We start from the raw sequence: 17,811 nt of genomic DNA on the forward strand, positions 1-17,811 counted from the left end.
AACATCCTTTACTCAATAAACTCAATTTGTTTATTTGATTTAATAATTTGCTTTAATTTTGCAGACAGTGTTGAAATATATTGATCGACATCCTGCTCAGTTGCAAGTGTTTTCATTGGCACTAATTTCGACACTTTTATAGATTCTTTTTGAACAATCGGTTCTTCTACTGGTGGGACATTTGATTCCCCACCGATTATACCCTTTTGCTTAGCTTTACGTTTTTCTTCTTGTGCTATGTCTTGATTGATGATGCGGATCATTCTGTCCTTCAAGCTCGCACTTTGAGAAATCGTAGCATCCACCTTATAGATGTCAGTAAATGCTGCAATATCAGTTAATAGCTTAGTAAAATAAGCTTCCACGTTTTGCTTTGTTTCAGCAGATACACCATATTGTCGAGATAATAATACTACCTCATCATAATCTAGCTGCACCTTTTCTTGTGCAAAGGCAATTTTGTCTGTTAAGACCTTATTAAATGAAACATCGAGAGCATTCGTCAGCTCTGGGATTTCTTTAATTTTTTTGTATGGAATCGGATCATTTAATATCGCCTGTAGCTGCTGCATTGGCTGTTCAATTTCTTCACCAAATAAATAATTCTTATTGTCCTCATACTTTTTATATGCCGCTAAGCCTTTGTCAAATAGCTCCTTTTGATTTGTCTCAAAGAAGCTCTTCACATAAGCAATGTCCTCTTCCCAATCTAACAGGTTATCCTCTAGCTCTTTTAGCCTTTCAAAGAAGGAAACACTATCTAATTTGGCATCAAACTGCTCGAAATACTCTAACCCTTTATTTAATAAGCTCATCCCTGGATATTTACGTCCTTCATAACGAGCCTTGTAGCCTTTAATTTCACTGATTTGCGTTTCCATTAAGCTTTGAATGTCTTTTAACAAGCCATCCTCATCATCTGCTAAGTTCGTTGTATTAAACACGTCCTTACAAATACTTTTAGCAGTTCGAATTAATGCTTCATCTACTTTAGTACGTTTGACAACAATCGCTTTTTCTGACTCTGACGACTTGACTAAAGCTGTTATGATTTTATTCGTATCTTTTGCTGGCTCAATATATTCAGAATTGTAGCGAATACGTATTCGTTGCTCCATTAAAAGCTCTACAATAAGTGCAGCAATATCTAATGGCTTCCACCCATATGGCTTATTCTGATAACGATCATATATTTTCTTTACCGTAATTTGTTTCTTAATTTGATCCTGTAAATCAACAAATTCAAATACTTCACGCTTTGCTTCTTGGTTAGGCTTTGCCACAATGGAATCATCCAAAGATAATTGACTGTTATCCGTATTTAACAAAGTAACTAAATCTTTTTCGCTATCTAAATGATCTTGAATATAGCCTAATTTAATAAAAACGTTATCTACTAGCACTTTAAATGCTGCATTGATTTTTTCTTTTACAGAAGAGCCTTTAATTTCTACCTTTTCTCCGTAAATGTAGAATTCTGCATCCTTAATAGCCTCTGTTAATAAATCTCTTACTCGGCGTTTACGATCCTTCACTTCGACTTGCTTGTTATTTAAAATGTTTTGAATGTTTTCAGGTTGCTGCAACGGATTTTTCTTTTTGCGATAGTCCTCAATTTTTAATGCTTCTTCCATTTCTTCTACATAAGAATCATTTGCACCTAGCTTGATAAGCATTTCTCCACTGCCAGATGTAAGCAGCATTAGCTCCTGTTGCGATTTTTGATAATGATCCGATAATGGTGAAATAATTTGCACACCAATCGAAGACGTTTGGTTGCCATAATTTTTTTCATCCATCTTTTGATTAAATGGGAAGGCATAATGCTTCGAATAGTTAAAACGCTTTTCTTCATACAAATCAAGGAAGATCGTATTTGCTAACTCGCGTTTTAGTACATCCTCATCGATAGTCACTTGCTTAATTTCACGATTAATATCTTGCTCATCATCTGTCAAGAACACATAGTAGTCACCGTTTTTCTGAATTAATGTTTGTGCAATCAATTTACGAACAGCAGATTTAATTTTTTCTTTTAACTGTAGTTTATCCTCATCAATGTTTGTTACCATCAATGTTGCGATGTTATCGATTGTAGCTGGTAGCTCTTTCACGTACTTAATCATGAATAGCACTTTTAATAAGTCTATGTTAAACTCATCATCTTTCAACGCTGGGTTTTCTTTTGCCCCATCAATTACACGTGAAATCGCTGGGTTTAAAAATTCTTTAATTGTATCGTAAAAGGCATAGAAAGGAATTAATGTACCTTCTTCTTCCTGCTTGTAGAATAGTGCTGCTTCTTTAAAAGCAGACAGCATTGAACGCTCTCCCTCAGATAAATGCTTACCTGATGAACCATGCTTACGTACCTGCTCAAATACGTTTTGAAGTAGCTTAAATTGGTACGGAATAAATGGGTACACTTCCGCAAATTCTTGTTCATGATCATAGCCACGTAAATCAGCCGTGCTTTCACGGAAGCTAATTAGATTTTTTAATATTGCACTTTTTTCTGGATAAATTGCCTTTAATTTATCTGTTACATGCGGTTGCTTTTCTAAAATACGCTTTTTGATTACTTCATCAACTGAAATTGAAGATAAAGACAAACGAGTATCAAAACGTCCTTGAATACGTGAGAAGTCATCACCTTTTACTTTAATAATCGAATCGATGCTTTCCTGAGAAGTAACCATTACCCATACTTTACCTTCAGCGTAAGTACCTAAATCTTCTGTTAGCGTTTGTAAATTAAGCATTAAATTACGGTTATCACCGATATACTGTCCAATCTCATCAACTAAAAATACTAAATGAAAATTTGGCCCCTTTGAATCTATGTATTCCTTTACGTCTTTCGCAAACGTTTGAATATCCATTTCAAAGTCATCTACTTTTTCTTCAATCCATTTGCGTGCAGAAGCCTCTGATAGGTTAATCACTTTTCCTAAAGCTTCAATAACAAAGTCTTGATCAAAATAAAACGTGCTGCGGCGTTCTTCCCAGCTTTCGCCTACAAGCGATTGGAACTCCTGCTTGAACGCTTCAAATTGTCCTTGTCTATCAAGATACTTCTCCATCTCAGCAACACCTGGAATATCTCCGTAATAGCCACGGTGCTCATAAAACACTTTCATAAATACACGTAAAATAGCATCTTCTTTTGATTTGTTATCTAAAGAACTTTTTGAATCAATATTAAATAAAACAACTTCCGTTTCAATATCTGCTGCTTTTTTCATATTGGCATATACTAATGGATCTTTAATCTTATCTTCAAACAAATTTACAGGGTATTCATTTTCTACCATACGATTTTCTAATAGGTACGCTAAAATCTTTAAGAAATGCGATTTACCAGAACCAAAGAACCCACTAATCCAAACGCCCATTTTATCTGTTTCCCCAACAATTCCTCGTTGGTAGTTATCATAAAACTTCGAAAAGTGCTTATGTAATTCTTGTGTCACTACATACTCATCTAACTCGTTATAAATATCCTTATCACTTGTTTGTGCTACTTTAATAACACCACGGATATCGCGTTCAATACTCTTTAAAAACATATCCTTTAAAATCATCTATATAGCCTCCCTGTTCTAATCAATTAATCGAAACGCTCGGTAATAGTTGTCATCTTTAAATTTGCTAAATAGCTGTAATGATTGCCCATCATACTGACCTGGGAAAAACATAACAACTGGTGTCTTATCTAAAATTTCTTGTAGATTGTTCAAAATGTTATGGGAACGCACAAAAGGGTATACTTTCCCTACACCTGTAAGAAAAATCACATTATGACCATCTAATTTTTCTTTGATTTTATTAAGGAAGATTTCTGGCTTTGCAAACGTTGTCATTGCTTTAAACAACGCTTCCTTACCCTGTCTTTCTTCCATTTGAAAAATCCGCTCATAAATACGCTTTTCTTTCGTTATCTCAAGGAGCGTCTTATATAAATCCACCTCTAATATTTGGCGTGTTGAGCCGTCATAGTCGAATTCTTTTTTGATGTGCTGTATATAATCTCTCATTTCAAGCTCATGAACAGGTTCATAATCAAATACATAGAAGCTAATTTCGTTACCTAGACCTCTACCTTCAATGAACTTATCTTCTTTTAGCTTTGGAATAATTTTGTCCAGTCGCTCATTAAAATTAACCATGATAGCCCCCTGCTTCTCCCATTGCTTGCACATACTTAACATCACCAAGATGATTCAGATGAATTTTTAGACGCTCATCGATATACAAACGGTTTAACTCATTGGATTTTAAATCTTTTAGTAGACCTGCATTTAACAATATTTTTTTGAACACCTGTTTAAGTTTCGCTACTGTTGTATCCGACCAACTAGCCATAAATTCACTTTGCTCCATCTTTGCTGCAAAAAATACATTTACGTCAACCTTATCAAGGTAATAATCATTGTTGTTCAACTTCTCAGCTACTACTTCCTGCATGAATTCATAAAAAAGACGATCAAATTTCATGATGGCATAAAGGTTGATTACTTTTCCCACCTCATACGGCTCATCAATCAACATTTGCATTAATAATTCGTCTAGTAAGTCCACTCGCTTTAAAATATACGGCATCGCTCTTTTAACACTTGATAGCTTTTCATATTGAAAAATGTTTTCTTCTAATACTTTATATCGAATTTCTTTATCCGAAAAACCTTGTTGCTTTAATTTTGCTACTTGCTTCACCTCGTAAAGCATAAATCCAGCACCTGTTAAGACAGAAGAATATTCTATATCCATTGTCATTCAAATCTCTCCTTCTATCAAGACTAATTCACTTGTTAATTTCCACAATTTTCTTAATTAATGAAAGTCTCCTTTTCCCACATTGCTGCTGAACAATTTTTGTAAAAACCCCATCCTTCATTAGCTTGTCAGAGTTATTTAAATACATACCATGTACATCTGAAATAAGTTCTTCTTCAGTTATTGCCTCTTGCCAATACGCGTCCACTACTTCATTTATAGCCTTTGCTAAATCGCGCTGTGTTCGATAAAAACGTTTTACAACCACCTGTAACACCTCAATTACATTATTAGTACAAATTTTATATCTTATTCTTACTTTATTCTCATTAAAGGGTTACTTCAAGGACAAAATCAAATATATTACCATAAATTTTTGAACACCTCAATTAGTATGTTCATTACATACATTGAATCAGCAAGCTATGAAGTTACGAAACTAAGCTCATTAACTTCTACAAATTACAAGCGAGTGACCTACTTAACGTCACTAAATTTGGCAAGCAATCCTTGCTAATTTCCCGTTTTAACTTCAACCACGGCAGCAAGTTCAGTAATGCAATATTTCTCTTACGTGTAAGCGATTGGTTAGGGGGATATTGCCGAAGTAATTATGCCCTTCAACCCTTGGTACTAAAGGATTCCTAATAAAAAAATTTAAACTTTTTTTCAAATTTTTTTCGAGATTTTTTCATCTTTTTTTCGAATTTTAAGCTCTTATTAAACTAAAACCCTCGGAAGAATCAAATAATAGTTTTTTTAGTCGAATCCTTCCATTGTTATTTACCCCCGCTTTAATGGAATAATTATTTAATAGTTTTTCTAGTAAATTCCTTCCAACAATAATCCCTCAATTTTTATAAATGTAGCTTGAATATTCAAGTAACGGCTATGACTTTTTTGATATAACATGTATAAATGTTATATAACTTATATTGTTTTTGACATAGGTTATAATTGTTATATAACTTTTTTGCGTTATAGCTGCATTATTTTGATATGTAAGAGCTTTTTCATTGAAAGAATCTAATTGTAGTTTTTTTAGTCATTCTCTTCCTATTAAATTTTCTTTAAACTTATATAACAGTTATATAAATGTTATATAACTTTTGTTTAACTTATATCATTTTTCATATAAATGCGGCACTAATATTGAAGAATCATCCTATGGCTTTTTCGATATAAGTTGCTTAAATGTTGTTTAACTTATATTGTTTCTTGCATATGTTATATAACTTTTTCGCATTATAGCTGCATTATTTTGATCTGTATGTACCTTTTTCATTGGAAGAATCTAATTGTAGTTTTTTCGGTCATTCTCTTCCTTTTAAATTTTATTTAAACTTATATAACAGTTATAAATAAGTTATATAAGCGTTGTATAAATGTTATATAAATTATGTCCTTTTTCATATAAATTCAGCACTAATATCCAAGAAGCACCCTATGACTTTTTCGATATAAGTTATATAAATGTTGTAAAACTTATATCATTTCCCATATAAATGTGGCACTACTATCCGAGAAACACCCTATGCTTTTTCGATATAAGTTGTATAAATGTTATATAACTTATTTGGCATTATAAAATCAAAACACTATTAATTAAAAGGAAATTGGTATTCAAACCTCAAATGTGGCTGCTGGATCGAAAATTTTTATAGCCCCTATTTGTTATGTGACAACTGTGTACAACAAATTCCTATATGTGTGTACGCACTCGTTTCCTCCTTCGAATCTCTGTACATTCATGCGTGCCTAAGCCTACTTGTTGTCGGATCACTACAGGCGAGCATTACGGATTGCTCTCGCTCCAAGCCCGCTTATACCATTTCGTTTACTAACACGTATCATGGAAAACCCAAACACTATTAATTAAAAAGAAAAAGGCATTTAGACCTCTGATGTAACTGCTGACCTAAATATCCTTATAGCCCCTATATGTTTGAAATTATTAGCTTAGGGTTTAGTTGGCTTTACGGAAGGAATGTCATAATTATTTCTAAATTGCGACAACTTTGCACAACAAATTCCTATATGTGTGCACACACCCGTGTTTCCCTTCGAACTAGAGGCCGGTGTTGCTGTACATATGTCCGTGCGAGCTTTACGGATTACTCTCGCTCCGAGCACGCTTATGCCATTTCGTTTAATGGCACATATCATGGAAAACCCAAACACTATTAATTATAAAGAAAAAGGCATTTAGACCTCAAATGAATCTGCTGATCAGAATGCTCTTATATCCCCTATTTATTTGAATTTATTGGCTTAGAATTTAATTGGCTTTACGGCAGGAATGCCACAATTGCGTCTAAAATGTGACAACTGTGTACAACAAATTCCTATATGTGTGCACGCACTCGCTTCCTCCTTGGAACTAGAAGCAGATATTGGCGTATATTCGTGCGTGCGTAAGCCTACTTGTTGTCGGATCACTTCAAATGGTTTAGCATCGACTTTCTTATACTTAATATGACATTTTATGTCAGTTCCAACTCTAAAATACAAAATAAACCTCTCTCTGTAATCCTTCTCCTCAAATCTAAAATTTCCAATCAAACAACATAGCTACGTAATTCAAATGTTTAGAAGTAAACAATTGAATTATCTTAATTCTGGTTTTTCTCGTACTTAGAATGCTGATGAATAGCTGATTCTATGTGTCCAACACTTTTTCTAGAATTTTCATTTCTGCAATTGTATAGAGTGTCGTAGCTATACTTCAGCTAACTTCACCTCTTATAACTGACAATCAGATGTGTTCGACACTTTTTTATGAATATTCATTTCTGCAAGTTTGTAGAGTGTCGTAGCTATACTTCAGCTGGCTTCACATCATATAACCGACATTCAGATGTATCCGACACTTTTTTATGAATATTCATTTCTGCAAGTGTATAGCTTGGGGTATCAATTCTTTACTGACTTAATAACACTTACTATCTATTACGGAGGACAAACAAATGGAACAAACTATTGAAAAATCAATCGAAGAAAAAATGGAACACTTGATTACACAAAGCCTTGAAAAAATCCTTGAAAAAAATATTGAATTAATCCTTGATACAAAGCTTGATTCTTACCTTGGAAAAAAGCTTGGATTTTCTCCTTATAAAAACCTTGATGAAACAATTGCACAGCATAATGAGCTTACAGCTAAAGAGTGGCTGAACGTTCAGGAAACTTGCGACTATATAGGAATTTCCTACAAAGGCTTACAAAGGCTTATTGATCAAGGGCTTAAATTTACTTCAATTGGTCGTAGTAAGCGATTCTCCATAACGGAAATTAATCACTTTTTAAAAATTGTACAAGCGTAGAAAATAATGGAAAACACAAAAGGAGATTATTCTAATGACAACAATGGACAAAGCGATTAAAGAATATATGAAAAAAGGCGTTCTTCATTATATGGTGAAAATGTATGGGGGTATCGATCCTTATACGAAAAAGCAAATCGACATTACAAAGCGTGGATTTAAAACAAAAAATGAAGCAAAAGCTTTTTATACCAAAATGCAAGCGGTAAGACTACAAAAAAGAGTTACTGACATTTCAAATCTTACATTTGAGCAATTCTATCATAATCACTATGAAAAATACCTTCAAAAAAGTAGTGTCGAAAAAAGTACTTTAGGGAAAATTAAAGGAATGTTTAAAAACCATATCCTACCCTTGTATGGGAATTTAAAGCTTAGAAATATTTCCTACCCAGACACTTTACGGTCATTTGAAGTATGGGAAAAGAAGTTAAAAAGACCTTCAAAGGTAGCAAGTGAACTAAACAAATTCTTAGGACATGCGGTCAATTACGGAATTATTTCAAAAAATCCCATTGATATCAAGGAATTACGTTCTAATGAAAAAATGGCACTTCGTAAGAATGGTAATAAACAAACTGAAAAACTGTTCTATACACCCGATGAATTGGGTGTTTTTATTCAAAAGCTGAAAGCAACAGATGATATATCAAAAATTGCAATTTTTCTCGTGCTTGTAAATTTAGGCTTACGCAAAGGGGAGCTTCTTGCACTGCAATGGCAGGATATTGATTTTCAAAACAAAAAAATTCGTATTCATCAAGCTATTGGTACGGACGAATCGAATAAGCCTTATATTAAAAGTACAAAGAACTTTCGTGAAAGAAGGCTTGATATTGATGAGGAAACTTTCCAAGCATTATTAAAATGGCAGGAACTCCAAGCAGAGCAATTAAAGTGGCAAAATCTTGAGCATCAAGGCAGCGAGCAGTTTATCTTTCCAAACTATAAAAATACTTTTTATAATAACTGCAAATTAAATGCCTGGTTAAAAAGATTCCAAATCCAACATGGTTTAAAGCCCGTTTCAGTTCATGGCTTACGTCACTCTTGTGCTACACGCATCTATTATCAAACGCAAGACGTAAAATTCATTCAACATTTCTTAGGTCACACAGACATAACAACAACGATAGATACGTATATTCATTGCATTCCTGAATTATGCAGTCTATTAGTAAAACGATTTAATCGTACAGCATAAATGATTATTAGTTGAATCTAAATTCGTGCCAAAGTACATCCGTATTTTGGCACTTTTTCTTTCTCTTTTTTAAAGGTATTCGCAATAAGTAAAGAAATACTTAAATCTAACCCCTTTATTTATACATTAATCATAAAAAAAGCTTAGCAGAAACCTTATTAGATAAGGCTCTACCAGGCTTTTTACTTTTTTATTAATTATCCCCACTCAATCGTTGCTGGTGGCTTAGATGTAATATCATACACTACGCGGTTTACGTGTTTCACTTCGTTTACAAGGCGAACAGAGATTTTCTCTAATACATCCCAAGGAATGCGTGCCCAGTCAGAAGTCATACCGTCGATAGATGTAACCGCACGGATGCCGATTGCGTAGTCATACGGTAATTTCAAAATATATGGTGACTCAAATTATCACACTATTTGTTCACTCAATTGTAGCAGGTGAAGGGGTATTTTACAACGTTATTCAACTATGATAATGGTTATGTTTTCAATAATTGAACATACATATTATTGATTATTTTACAAAGCAAAAACACCTATCTAAATTAGCTTAGATAGGTGTATCATATATTACTATTTAGAAACTTCTTTATTAATCTTGTTGTGGTGTTTTGGGAATATTAATTTTTCTAAAGAGTTAAAAAAATCCTAGATTTTACTCTAGGTTCTGATTTCAAAATCGATGGTTTACATCTTCACTAAAAATCAATATTAGTACTTAATAATATAAAATTATACTATTTTAAAAAATCTAGCATTTTAACATCTTCTAGTACTCTTTTCAATTCACGCATTTTTCTATAAGGAGTATCTAATATTTGTTCCAATAAAGGTTTAATCATATAAAATATTCCTACCACCATTAAACATAATAAAATAACTAATATCACACTATATATTCCCATATCGTTGTAATTTAACAACTCTTTAGTCAAGATAGTTATTATTGGTATTATTAATACTGTGCTAATCTTAGATATTGGTTTTAAAACTTTTTCACTGAATTTTAATTCCGACACCTCTTCGTTTATTTGATTTATTAACAACTCAATCTGTTCAATTTTATTAATATCTCGTTTATTTAATATGGTTCTAATTGAAATCATATCATGGTCAAAAACATCTTCTTTGTTTCCGATATTTTTCAACTTAGATTTTTCCACTTCATTCCCAAAGTAAAGCCCAGTACCAGCTGCAAATACACAGGAGACTAAGAGAAACCAACCATTTGGTAAAAAGAAAAATTTAATAGAAAAATACACAGTAAGTGCTAAAAGTGAAACTGAGATAACCCATACATACCATTTTAGATACTTCAAAAAAAATGTATTACGCACATTTTGATTAAAATATTCCTCATATATTAACCACAACATATCTTACTTCTTACCTCCTATTAAAATTCCCCTTACCTTTAGTTGCTAAACACAATTCTAGAAGGTAAAGGAATGGTTCACATAATGCAATCGCTAACTCTATTATTTGTTTCATTTTCTTTCTTATTTAAATCTAATCCTAAAACATTAATATCCTCTTTTACTTTTATTATTAATGGTACTTAATTACCCGTTCTCACATCGTCTAAAATCCCTTAGTTAACACCTTTTAGTGTATATTCAAACCATTGCTGTTCTAGCATAACTAATTCTATTTGTTTATCGTATATTTCTTCTGTTAAAGGAATTTCATCTGGTAAACTTGGTAATCTATAGTTTATATCTATTAATAACATTAACAATACTTTGCTATAATAATTCAGTTCATCCCAACTACCAATCTCTCTCTTTTGAAAACTATGTATAGCATTTCTATAATCTCTTATTCTTCTGAATTCCTCCTCACTATATTCATTAGAATTAAAAATTTTATTGGAAGTATAAAAAGCAATTAACGGCTCGAGAGTGAGTTTGTCAATCATCGGCAAATTCTTTTTATCCTTAATAATCTCATCGATTTTTTTCATTAAACTCTTTCTGTCTTTACCACTAAAGTTAATATCACTATCTTCAACTAATTTTTTAAGGTTCTCGTTAAATTCTTTTTTCAGCATATTATTTAGTTTCTGGATTACATTATCATCCCAAACATTACCCCTATTTGTTATATAATCTCTATAATAAAAAGCTAAGAATATTTGCAAAGTCGATTCTAATAAAGAACCTAAGTTTGACCAACTCTGCACTAAGAATCCTTCCTCTAAATCTAATGATTCTCGTTGTAATTTGAAATTGTTATATGGGAATTTTAAAACCTTAGCATTACTTTTATATCGTTCGAGAGTTTCTTTAGATAAAAGCTCAGAGACTTCTTTAGAATATTCTACTTCTAAATCCTTTAATATTTCTATTTGACTTACAAGATAACAACAAAAATCTTCTATAGAATTTAACGTTTTTTGTAAATCCATTTCTTCAAATACTGAACTCTTAATCTTTGTCAAAATCATCTGATACACTTCCTTTCTTTACATACTTGAGAAATATCACTTATCTTAATTATAATTACAATATAAGGAGATGTAAAAAAATGCTACAAAATAATAACTTAGAATATATTAACAATAAATATAGCTCCATTGCTACACGTTTCGGTGAAGAATCAACAAATAGACTTATTTATCTTTATGAAACAATAAATCAGCCATTACAAAAAGTTTTCTCTCTAGTCCATTTTCAATTAAATAAATTGTTTAAATATGTTAATAGTAGAATATCTAATGGAAGAATTACAGCACAAGAAAGTAGGGATTTAATTTTTTTAATCGAAGAATTATTTAATTTACAAGCAAACTTATCTACAACGGTTTATAACTTTAATATTCATGAAAATTATTTATCTGTGCTAAATTCTTTAAATAATTTCTTAGAAGATTCTTACGGCAGTGATATCCCAAAGGATTTCACAAAAATAAATATTTTAGAAAACATCCCTATCTTCACTCTGAAAAACTATGTTCAAAAATCTTCTCATTCACAAAATCAGCTATACGAACTAAAACTAATCGGTGAAGGCTCTTACGCTAAAGTTTTTAAATACAAAGACACGTTTTATAACAAAACATTTGTTATTAAACGTGCAAAAAACGGGTTATCTTCTAAGGAATTAAAACGGTTTGAAACAGAGTTTAACACAATGCAAAGCTTCAATTCTCCATACATCATTGAAGTATACAAATACGACTCATTAAAAAATGAATATTATATGGAGTACGCAGATTACACATTAGAAAAATTCATTAATCAAAACAACAACAAATTAACCTTTAGCAAAAGATGTGGATTAGTTAATCAAATTATTAGAGCATTTGAATATATTCATTCCAAAAATCTTCTACATAGAGATATAAGTCCTAATAATATACTTCTTAAAGCATACGAAGAACTGCACGTAGTGAAGATTTCTGATTTTGGCTTAGTTAAATTACCAGATAACAGTTTAACCAGCCGTAATACCGAATTTAAAGGGTCTTTTAATGACCCTAATTTAGAACTAACTGGTTTTGGTAACTATGAACTTCGACACGAGATTTTTGCACTTTCTAGGATTATTTACTTTGTTATGGAGGGAAGAATAACTTTACAAAAGTTTTTCAATGATGATTTCGAATCTTTTATAAAAAAAGGAACAGACTTAAACATCAATAATAGGTTTAAAACTTTAGAAGAACTTAAATTAGCATTTGAAAAATGTATAAAATCGGTAATTTCAATTTAAATTAGTAAAGCTCAAGAAACTAAATCTATTGTTCCTTGAGTTTTAATTTATTCTTCATTTATGATTTTGTATACTGTTGCTCTTCCAATTCCATATTCTTTCGCAATATCAGTTGCACTTTTTCCTGCTTCAAATAATGCCCTTACATGCTTCTTAGTTTTTTCATCAATTGCAGGTCTGCCCCCCACTCTTCCACGCTTGCGAGCTGCCTCTAACCCTACTTTTGTACGCTGCTGAATAATATCTCTTTCAAACTCCGCAAAGACAGCTAACATTCCAAACATAGCTTTACCTGTTGCTGTTGAAGTATCAAATGAGTCATTTACAGAAACGAAATCCACTTCTTTTTCTTTTAATTGGTCTGTAAGCTCATACAGTTCCTTTGTGCTCCGAGCTAATCTATCTAATTTGAAAACCACGAATAAATCACCTTTTGTTGCTGCCTTCATTGCATTGATTAATTCTGTTCTTTCATTCTTACGACTAGATACTTTTTCTACGTACAAGACAAGCTCTAATCCTTTTTGCTCTGCATAATTTTGAATTGCCCGTTCCTGCATATCTAAATTCTGCTCCTCTGTACTTACACGACAATAACCAATAATTCTACTCAAATGTACCCCTCTATTCTATTTACTTATACGTTTTATATACATTCAATAATAGACGGGTTTGTAGACAAAAACAATTAAAAAGAGAGCATAAACATTAATTTATGCTCAGTCTAAAAATTGTCTACTAAACGATGGTTTTATGTACTATTATTATTTAAATTAGATTATCCCAAAACTCATCAGATTCTAATACAGATTTAACTAATGCATATTCCCAATTATTACATCCTACTTGTTGCTCAAGTACGTCTAAGTCGTCTTCTAAAATGGATTTCACCGCAACTATATTATTTCTTCCATTTATTTTTAAAATACAGCTTTTTCTAATACTAGACACCTTAGAATTAGCCTGCTTTATATACCTCTTCAATAAATATAATTTATCAAAGTGTGTCTCGATTCTTTGAAATATACTTGAATCAATTCCATTGTCATTCCTTAATTCAAAACTAATTTTTGGAACATCCGTTCCATCTGTATAGTCTAACTTTGCATATAGAAATCGTTCTTGAGGAATTTCATCAAAATAATAATTTAAGAATACCCTTGAATTGGAATTTTCCCATAATTCACCTTTATAACTATTACATATACTACAACACGGAATTAAATTTAATGACAATACAGAGTATTCCGGAAACTCTTCTTTAGGCAGATAATGGTCAAAAGTTCCTGGTTCATTTATTTCACAATATGGACAATGTGCTTGATAATAAACTTCTTGTACCTCCTTAATTTCTTTTTTTAATTTATTTAAAGTAGCATTTTTTCCGTAGCATGAGATTAAATATTTTTTAAGAGTTTCATTATTTCTATAGTCAAGAGGCTGTGTAATAACTAATTCATTCTTATTCCTATTGTATTCACGATACCTTAAATACACATTTAATTTTCCTCTTAACAAAACTCTTCTCTTAACTAATTGTGTTCTCTTAGTTATATCGTTATATACTTTAATAGGTCTTCTTTGAACTACTAATAAATTCTTCACTCCTCATCACTTCCCTGATACATGCTCTTTAAATATATTCGAGCATTAAAACTTAATTTACCACCAAACAAATTTATTATCTCTCCATAAGTGAAATTTTCTCTAAGTTCATTTAATATTTCCTTATAGTTACTTGGAGTACTTTTTACATCAAATACCTCTTCTGTAATATCTGATAGATTCTCCCCAAAGCTCTCGATATGTAAATTTCGGACTAAAGGTATATTATCAATTCTCTCAATAACGTTAATAAATTTAGAGGGAATTTCTTGTACTATTATAGGTGAATGGGTAGATATAATTGCATATGAATTAAACTCCGTTAAAATTTTATTAATCATATTAATAAGATTAGAAATAGCGTTAGGGTGAAGATGATTTTCTGGTTCATCAAAAAGTAGCAGAGATTCCTCTTCAATTGTTACTAATATATCCGTCAAAGTCATTAGTAAAATATTTTGCCCAGAACTTAATTGAAAATCATCAATTAAAAACTTATCCAGTTCTTTTAAATTTTTATGTTCAAAAATTTCTTTAAACACTTCTATTAATATTGATTTTCTTTTCATTTTTATAGTTGTATTGATATTTTTTTGAATTCTCTCTTTAATCTCCTTAGAAGTAAATACTCTATTTTTACTATCTCTGATTCCACAATATTTATAACTAAATGTTTTATCACTTTCTTTTGGTCTATCAAAATCATCAAATACACTATATGAAATAGCAATAATTTTACTGAAAGGAGGTCTTTCAGGAGAAAAACTATTTTTTCTAGACTTTTCATATCCACTTGCTATAGCCGCTATTTTGGCTAATATTTGAGTTTTACCAGTTCCGTTCTTACCAACTAATGCATTAATTCGAGATGGTAATATTTCATCTTTACTAAAATTAAAATTAATAACATGTGGCTCATTCGCATTCTCTAATTTATAGGAAAACGAAAATACAAAGTTATTTTGAATTTCAATTTTTTCAAACAATAAAGATGCTTCTTTTAATGCTTTTTCAGCCTCACTAAAACGTATTAATGAATCATTGAAACCTTCATTATCTATAAATTCCCTATATATATCATCATCTATAGAAACATCTCTTAATCCTTTTAAAATTTCAAGAGCTATGTTTTCCCCAAATTCTAATAAATTTTTATAATAACTTATGCTTTGTCCTAAAGAACAATAGCTTTCGGGTAATTTATTAAATTTTTTCGGTGCTTTACTATATGTTGTAGTATCTGTTTCATGTAATACTTTAATTTCTCCTATATAATGCTCCTTTTTGTTTTCATCATAATAACGCATCTTAAATAGGGTTTTATAACCATTATCATCAAAATAGTCTCTAGATAATATCACGCTAGGATAAATATCAACTACATTTCTTACATTCGTATAATAATTAGTAAACACAAAATTCAATTTTATCCCCCTTAATAACAATTACTCATCAATTTTATTTTACCAATTTAAGGAGTTCAATAAAACTCCGATTTCATTTACCAATGCTAACCCATTATTCATTTACCCTACTGGAATAAATAGCAACTTCAAATTTTTCCACATTTACTATCAATTGAATACCAAAATATTAAGTATTTTCATGAATTCGTCATTTGAGGTAGCCGTATTATGTATGCCCTTGTTAAATTTAATTCTTTCAAATCAACACACCTACTATCTACTTATGCCCCCGATAGTTCCTTTAATCTTTTATACATGTCTGACACGTATCGTAAATGCATATCCTACCATTTTGAAGAACTAGGCAACAATTACAATATGCGATATGTTCTGTAAGCCCCGTCAACTTCTTGTACTACACATCTAGCTATAACAATTGAATATATGTTAATATGATAAAGTGGTTTTATTATCCATAAAATTCAAATATCTTAAGGAGCGAGTACAATGGTCTTAGTATGTCATGAGTGTGATGAAATTATTTCAGATTTAGGCAATGGCTTAGTAGTAATCGTAAGAGATAGTAATCGAAATTATCATAGCGGTCACCTTGTTCACAAAGGAGATTGTGATAAAAAACTTGAAAGTAAATCTGAATACAAAGGTTTGAATACAAATTCATCAATGGAAATCAGCAGTTTAGGAAATGAAGATAATATTAATTATTACCTTTCAACAGGTGAAAATCCTTTTGATAGATAAATTATAGAAAAATTTACTAGGACTTGTGTGTAGAAGTTATATGCAAGTCCTTTTTTTGCTACCTTAATTACTCGCCTTTAAGGCCTCTAGTATGGCTCATGAGACACTACTGAAGCCATTACCAAATTGTTATGCCGTTACACTTTACAATGTAATACTAAGAAACAATGAGAGTAATCCACACACCCAATATGCAACTAGTTGATTTTTGAATATATTTATTACTCATTTCTTTTAGCTCATCAGCAAATCCATTATCTTTGTTATTCTTAAAGCTGCTTTCCGTCCCCCCATATATCATCCTTTTCGGACATTAATAATAGAAAATATACCTTTAATTAATTCATTAATTTATCTGTTCCTAGACGGTCGGCTACATTATATTTACCTTGTACCTACCCAATTTTTGAACACAAAAGAAAATGAGAGCAATTCATTGTTCTTTTCTGCGATGGTTTTATAGACGTTTATTTTGTAATTGAAATGTGAGCCATATCGCAACCGAAATACTAGATCAATCTGGTAGATAAGATTATCGAGATAGCAAGTTTACTGGTAGGCTTTACACGCATTCTTTGCGGGTATAATTCACGTTTAAAAGGCCTAGTAAAAATGTAACTTAACATACATTTTACTAGGGATAAATCACACATACTTGAGAACATCAAAATTAATAATTCAATTCAAACCGTATAGAGAAAATTCAAAAATCATGCTATAATTTTGTGTGAATTGATTATAAATAAGACTGTTTAGTGGTGGTACACCAAGCAATCTTAGCAATAAGCAGAATCGTTTCAAAGGCGATTAGCAAGTAAAAAGAAAAAAATAAACCACTACTCAGCTTTGATATGCTCCCTATTAGGTAGACAGATTAAAAAATAAAATTTGTTTATCTAAGGGGAGTATTTTTTATGGGGCGAAGCAAACATCCACTCGAGTTGAAACTACATATCCTTCAATTGTTCGAAGAAGGTCACTATTCTATCAATGAATTGTGTGAAAGGTTTTCAATA

Annotated in this window: 13 protein-coding genes and 1 pseudogene; 4 read left to right on the plus strand and 10 right to left on the minus strand. The window is 31.3% G+C overall.

Annotation, left to right across the window (positions count from 1 at the left end):
- Positions 1-8: 8 nt before the first annotated feature.
- The 4 genes from brxC to NY607_RS20595 are packed head-to-tail and all read right to left on the minus strand — an operon-like array spanning position 9 to position 5,044.
- Positions 9-3,584 (minus strand): BREX system P-loop protein BrxC, encoded by a 3,576-nt coding sequence (gene brxC, locus NY607_RS20580; RefSeq protein WP_259420301.1) that lies wholly within the window; start codon positions 3,582-3,584, stop codon positions 9-11.
- A gap of 18 nt (positions 3,585-3,602) precedes the next feature.
- Positions 3,603-4,169: a DUF1788 domain-containing protein gene (locus tag NY607_RS20585; RefSeq protein ID WP_016993251.1), complete on the minus strand. Its 567-nt coding sequence runs from the start codon at positions 4,167-4,169 to the stop codon at positions 3,603-3,605.
- A complete protein-coding gene (locus NY607_RS20590; RefSeq protein WP_259420302.1) occupies positions 4,162-4,776 on the minus strand; it encodes a DUF1819 family protein in 615 nt (204 codons plus the stop codon). The genes NY607_RS20585 and NY607_RS20590 overlap by 8 nt, the downstream gene beginning before the upstream one ends.
- A 28-nt stretch (positions 4,777-4,804) precedes the next feature.
- A complete protein-coding gene (locus NY607_RS20595) occupies positions 4,805-5,044 on the minus strand; it encodes a TIGR04540 family protein (RefSeq protein WP_259420303.1) in 240 nt (79 codons plus the stop codon).
- A 2,698-nt stretch (positions 5,045-7,742) separates the two neighbouring features.
- On the opposite strand from NY607_RS20595, the gene NY607_RS20600 reads away from it, so the two are divergent.
- A complete protein-coding gene (locus NY607_RS20600) occupies positions 7,743-8,099 on the plus strand; it encodes a helix-turn-helix domain-containing protein (RefSeq protein WP_259420304.1) in 357 nt (118 codons plus the stop codon).
- A 34-nt stretch (positions 8,100-8,133) separates the two neighbouring features.
- Positions 8,134-9,303, plus strand: a complete 1,170-nt coding sequence (locus NY607_RS20605; RefSeq protein WP_259420305.1) for a site-specific integrase — start codon at positions 8,134-8,136, stop codon at positions 9,301-9,303.
- Between the two features lie 197 nt (positions 9,304-9,500).
- On the opposite strand, the pseudogene NY607_RS20610 reads toward NY607_RS20605, so the two are convergent.
- From NY607_RS20610 to NY607_RS20620, 3 genes and pseudogenes are all read right to left on the minus strand, one after another.
- A pseudogene (locus NY607_RS20610) lies at positions 9,501-9,683 on the minus strand (GMP synthase (glutamine-hydrolyzing)); the annotation flags it as partial.
- Positions 9,684-10,045: 362 nt separating this feature from the next.
- Positions 10,046-10,684: a hypothetical protein gene (locus tag NY607_RS20615; RefSeq protein WP_107894747.1), complete on the minus strand. Its 639-nt coding sequence runs from the start codon at positions 10,682-10,684 to the stop codon at positions 10,046-10,048.
- 215 nt (positions 10,685-10,899) lie between these two features.
- On the minus strand, positions 10,900-11,754 hold the full coding sequence (locus NY607_RS20620; RefSeq protein ID WP_259420306.1) for a hypothetical protein: 855 nt from the start codon (positions 11,752-11,754) through the stop codon (positions 10,900-10,902).
- Positions 11,755-11,834: 80 nt separating this feature from the next.
- Here NY607_RS20620 and NY607_RS20625 point away from each other — a divergent pair, with 80 nt between their 5' ends.
- A complete protein-coding gene (locus tag NY607_RS20625) occupies positions 11,835-13,022 on the plus strand; it encodes a protein kinase family protein (protein ID WP_259420307.1) in 1,188 nt (395 codons plus the stop codon).
- A 47-nt stretch (positions 13,023-13,069) separates the two neighbouring features.
- Here the strand turns inward: NY607_RS20625 and NY607_RS20630 are convergent, their stop codons facing one another.
- The 3 genes from NY607_RS20630 to NY607_RS20640 all read right to left on the minus strand — a co-directional run bounded on the left by NY607_RS20630 (position 13,070) and on the right by NY607_RS20640 (position 16,042).
- On the minus strand, positions 13,070-13,636 hold the full coding sequence (locus NY607_RS20630) for a recombinase family protein (protein ID WP_259420308.1): 567 nt from the start codon (positions 13,634-13,636) through the stop codon (positions 13,070-13,072).
- 154 nt (positions 13,637-13,790) lie between these two features.
- Positions 13,791-14,627: an HNH endonuclease gene (locus NY607_RS20635; protein WP_259420309.1), complete on the minus strand. Its 837-nt coding sequence runs from the start codon at positions 14,625-14,627 to the stop codon at positions 13,791-13,793.
- Positions 14,624-16,042: an ATP-dependent nuclease gene (locus NY607_RS20640; RefSeq protein ID WP_259420312.1), complete on the minus strand. Its 1,419-nt coding sequence runs from the start codon at positions 16,040-16,042 to the stop codon at positions 14,624-14,626. Before NY607_RS20640 ends, NY607_RS20635 begins: the two co-directional genes overlap by 4 nt.
- Positions 16,043-16,540: 498 nt before the next feature.
- Between NY607_RS20640 and NY607_RS20645 the strand changes: the two genes are divergently transcribed.
- The gene (locus tag NY607_RS20645) at positions 16,541-16,795 is read left to right on the plus strand and encodes a hypothetical protein (RefSeq protein ID WP_259420310.1); all 255 of its coding nucleotides are present in this window, start codon (positions 16,541-16,543) and stop codon (positions 16,793-16,795) included.
- Positions 16,796-17,811 lie beyond the last annotated feature (1,016 nt).

The sequence above is a fragment of the Lysinibacillus sp. A4 genome (genome assembly GCF_024919535.1).
Lineage (GTDB): Bacteria > Bacillota > Bacilli > Bacillales_A > Planococcaceae > Lysinibacillus > Lysinibacillus capsici.

Bases quoted from the DNA above. Each gene is read 5' to 3' on its own strand.
- NY607_RS20590 (WP_259420302.1), bottom strand. From the start codon at position 4,776: ATGACAATGGATATAGAATATTCTTCTGTCTTAACAGGTGCTGGATTT.
- NY607_RS20645 (WP_259420310.1), top strand. From the start codon at position 16,541: ATGGTCTTAGTATGTCATGAGTGTGATGAAATTATTTCAGATTTAGGC.
- brxC (WP_259420301.1), bottom strand. From the start codon at position 3,584: ATGATTTTAAAGGATATGTTTTTAAAGAGTATTGAACGCGATATCCGT.
- NY607_RS20620 (WP_259420306.1), bottom strand. From the start codon at position 11,754: ATGATTTTGACAAAGATTAAGAGTTCAGTATTTGAAGAAATGGATTTA.
- NY607_RS20605 (WP_259420305.1), top strand. From the start codon at position 8,134: ATGACAACAATGGACAAAGCGATTAAAGAATATATGAAAAAAGGCGTT.
- NY607_RS20625 (WP_259420307.1), top strand. From the start codon at position 11,835: ATGCTACAAAATAATAACTTAGAATATATTAACAATAAATATAGCTCC.
- NY607_RS20600 (WP_259420304.1), top strand. From the start codon at position 7,743: ATGGAACAAACTATTGAAAAATCAATCGAAGAAAAAATGGAACACTTG.
- NY607_RS20585 (WP_016993251.1), bottom strand. From the start codon at position 4,169: ATGGTTAATTTTAATGAGCGACTGGACAAAATTATTCCAAAGCTAAAA.
- NY607_RS20615 (WP_107894747.1), bottom strand. From the start codon at position 10,684: ATGTTGTGGTTAATATATGAGGAATATTTTAATCAAAATGTGCGTAAT.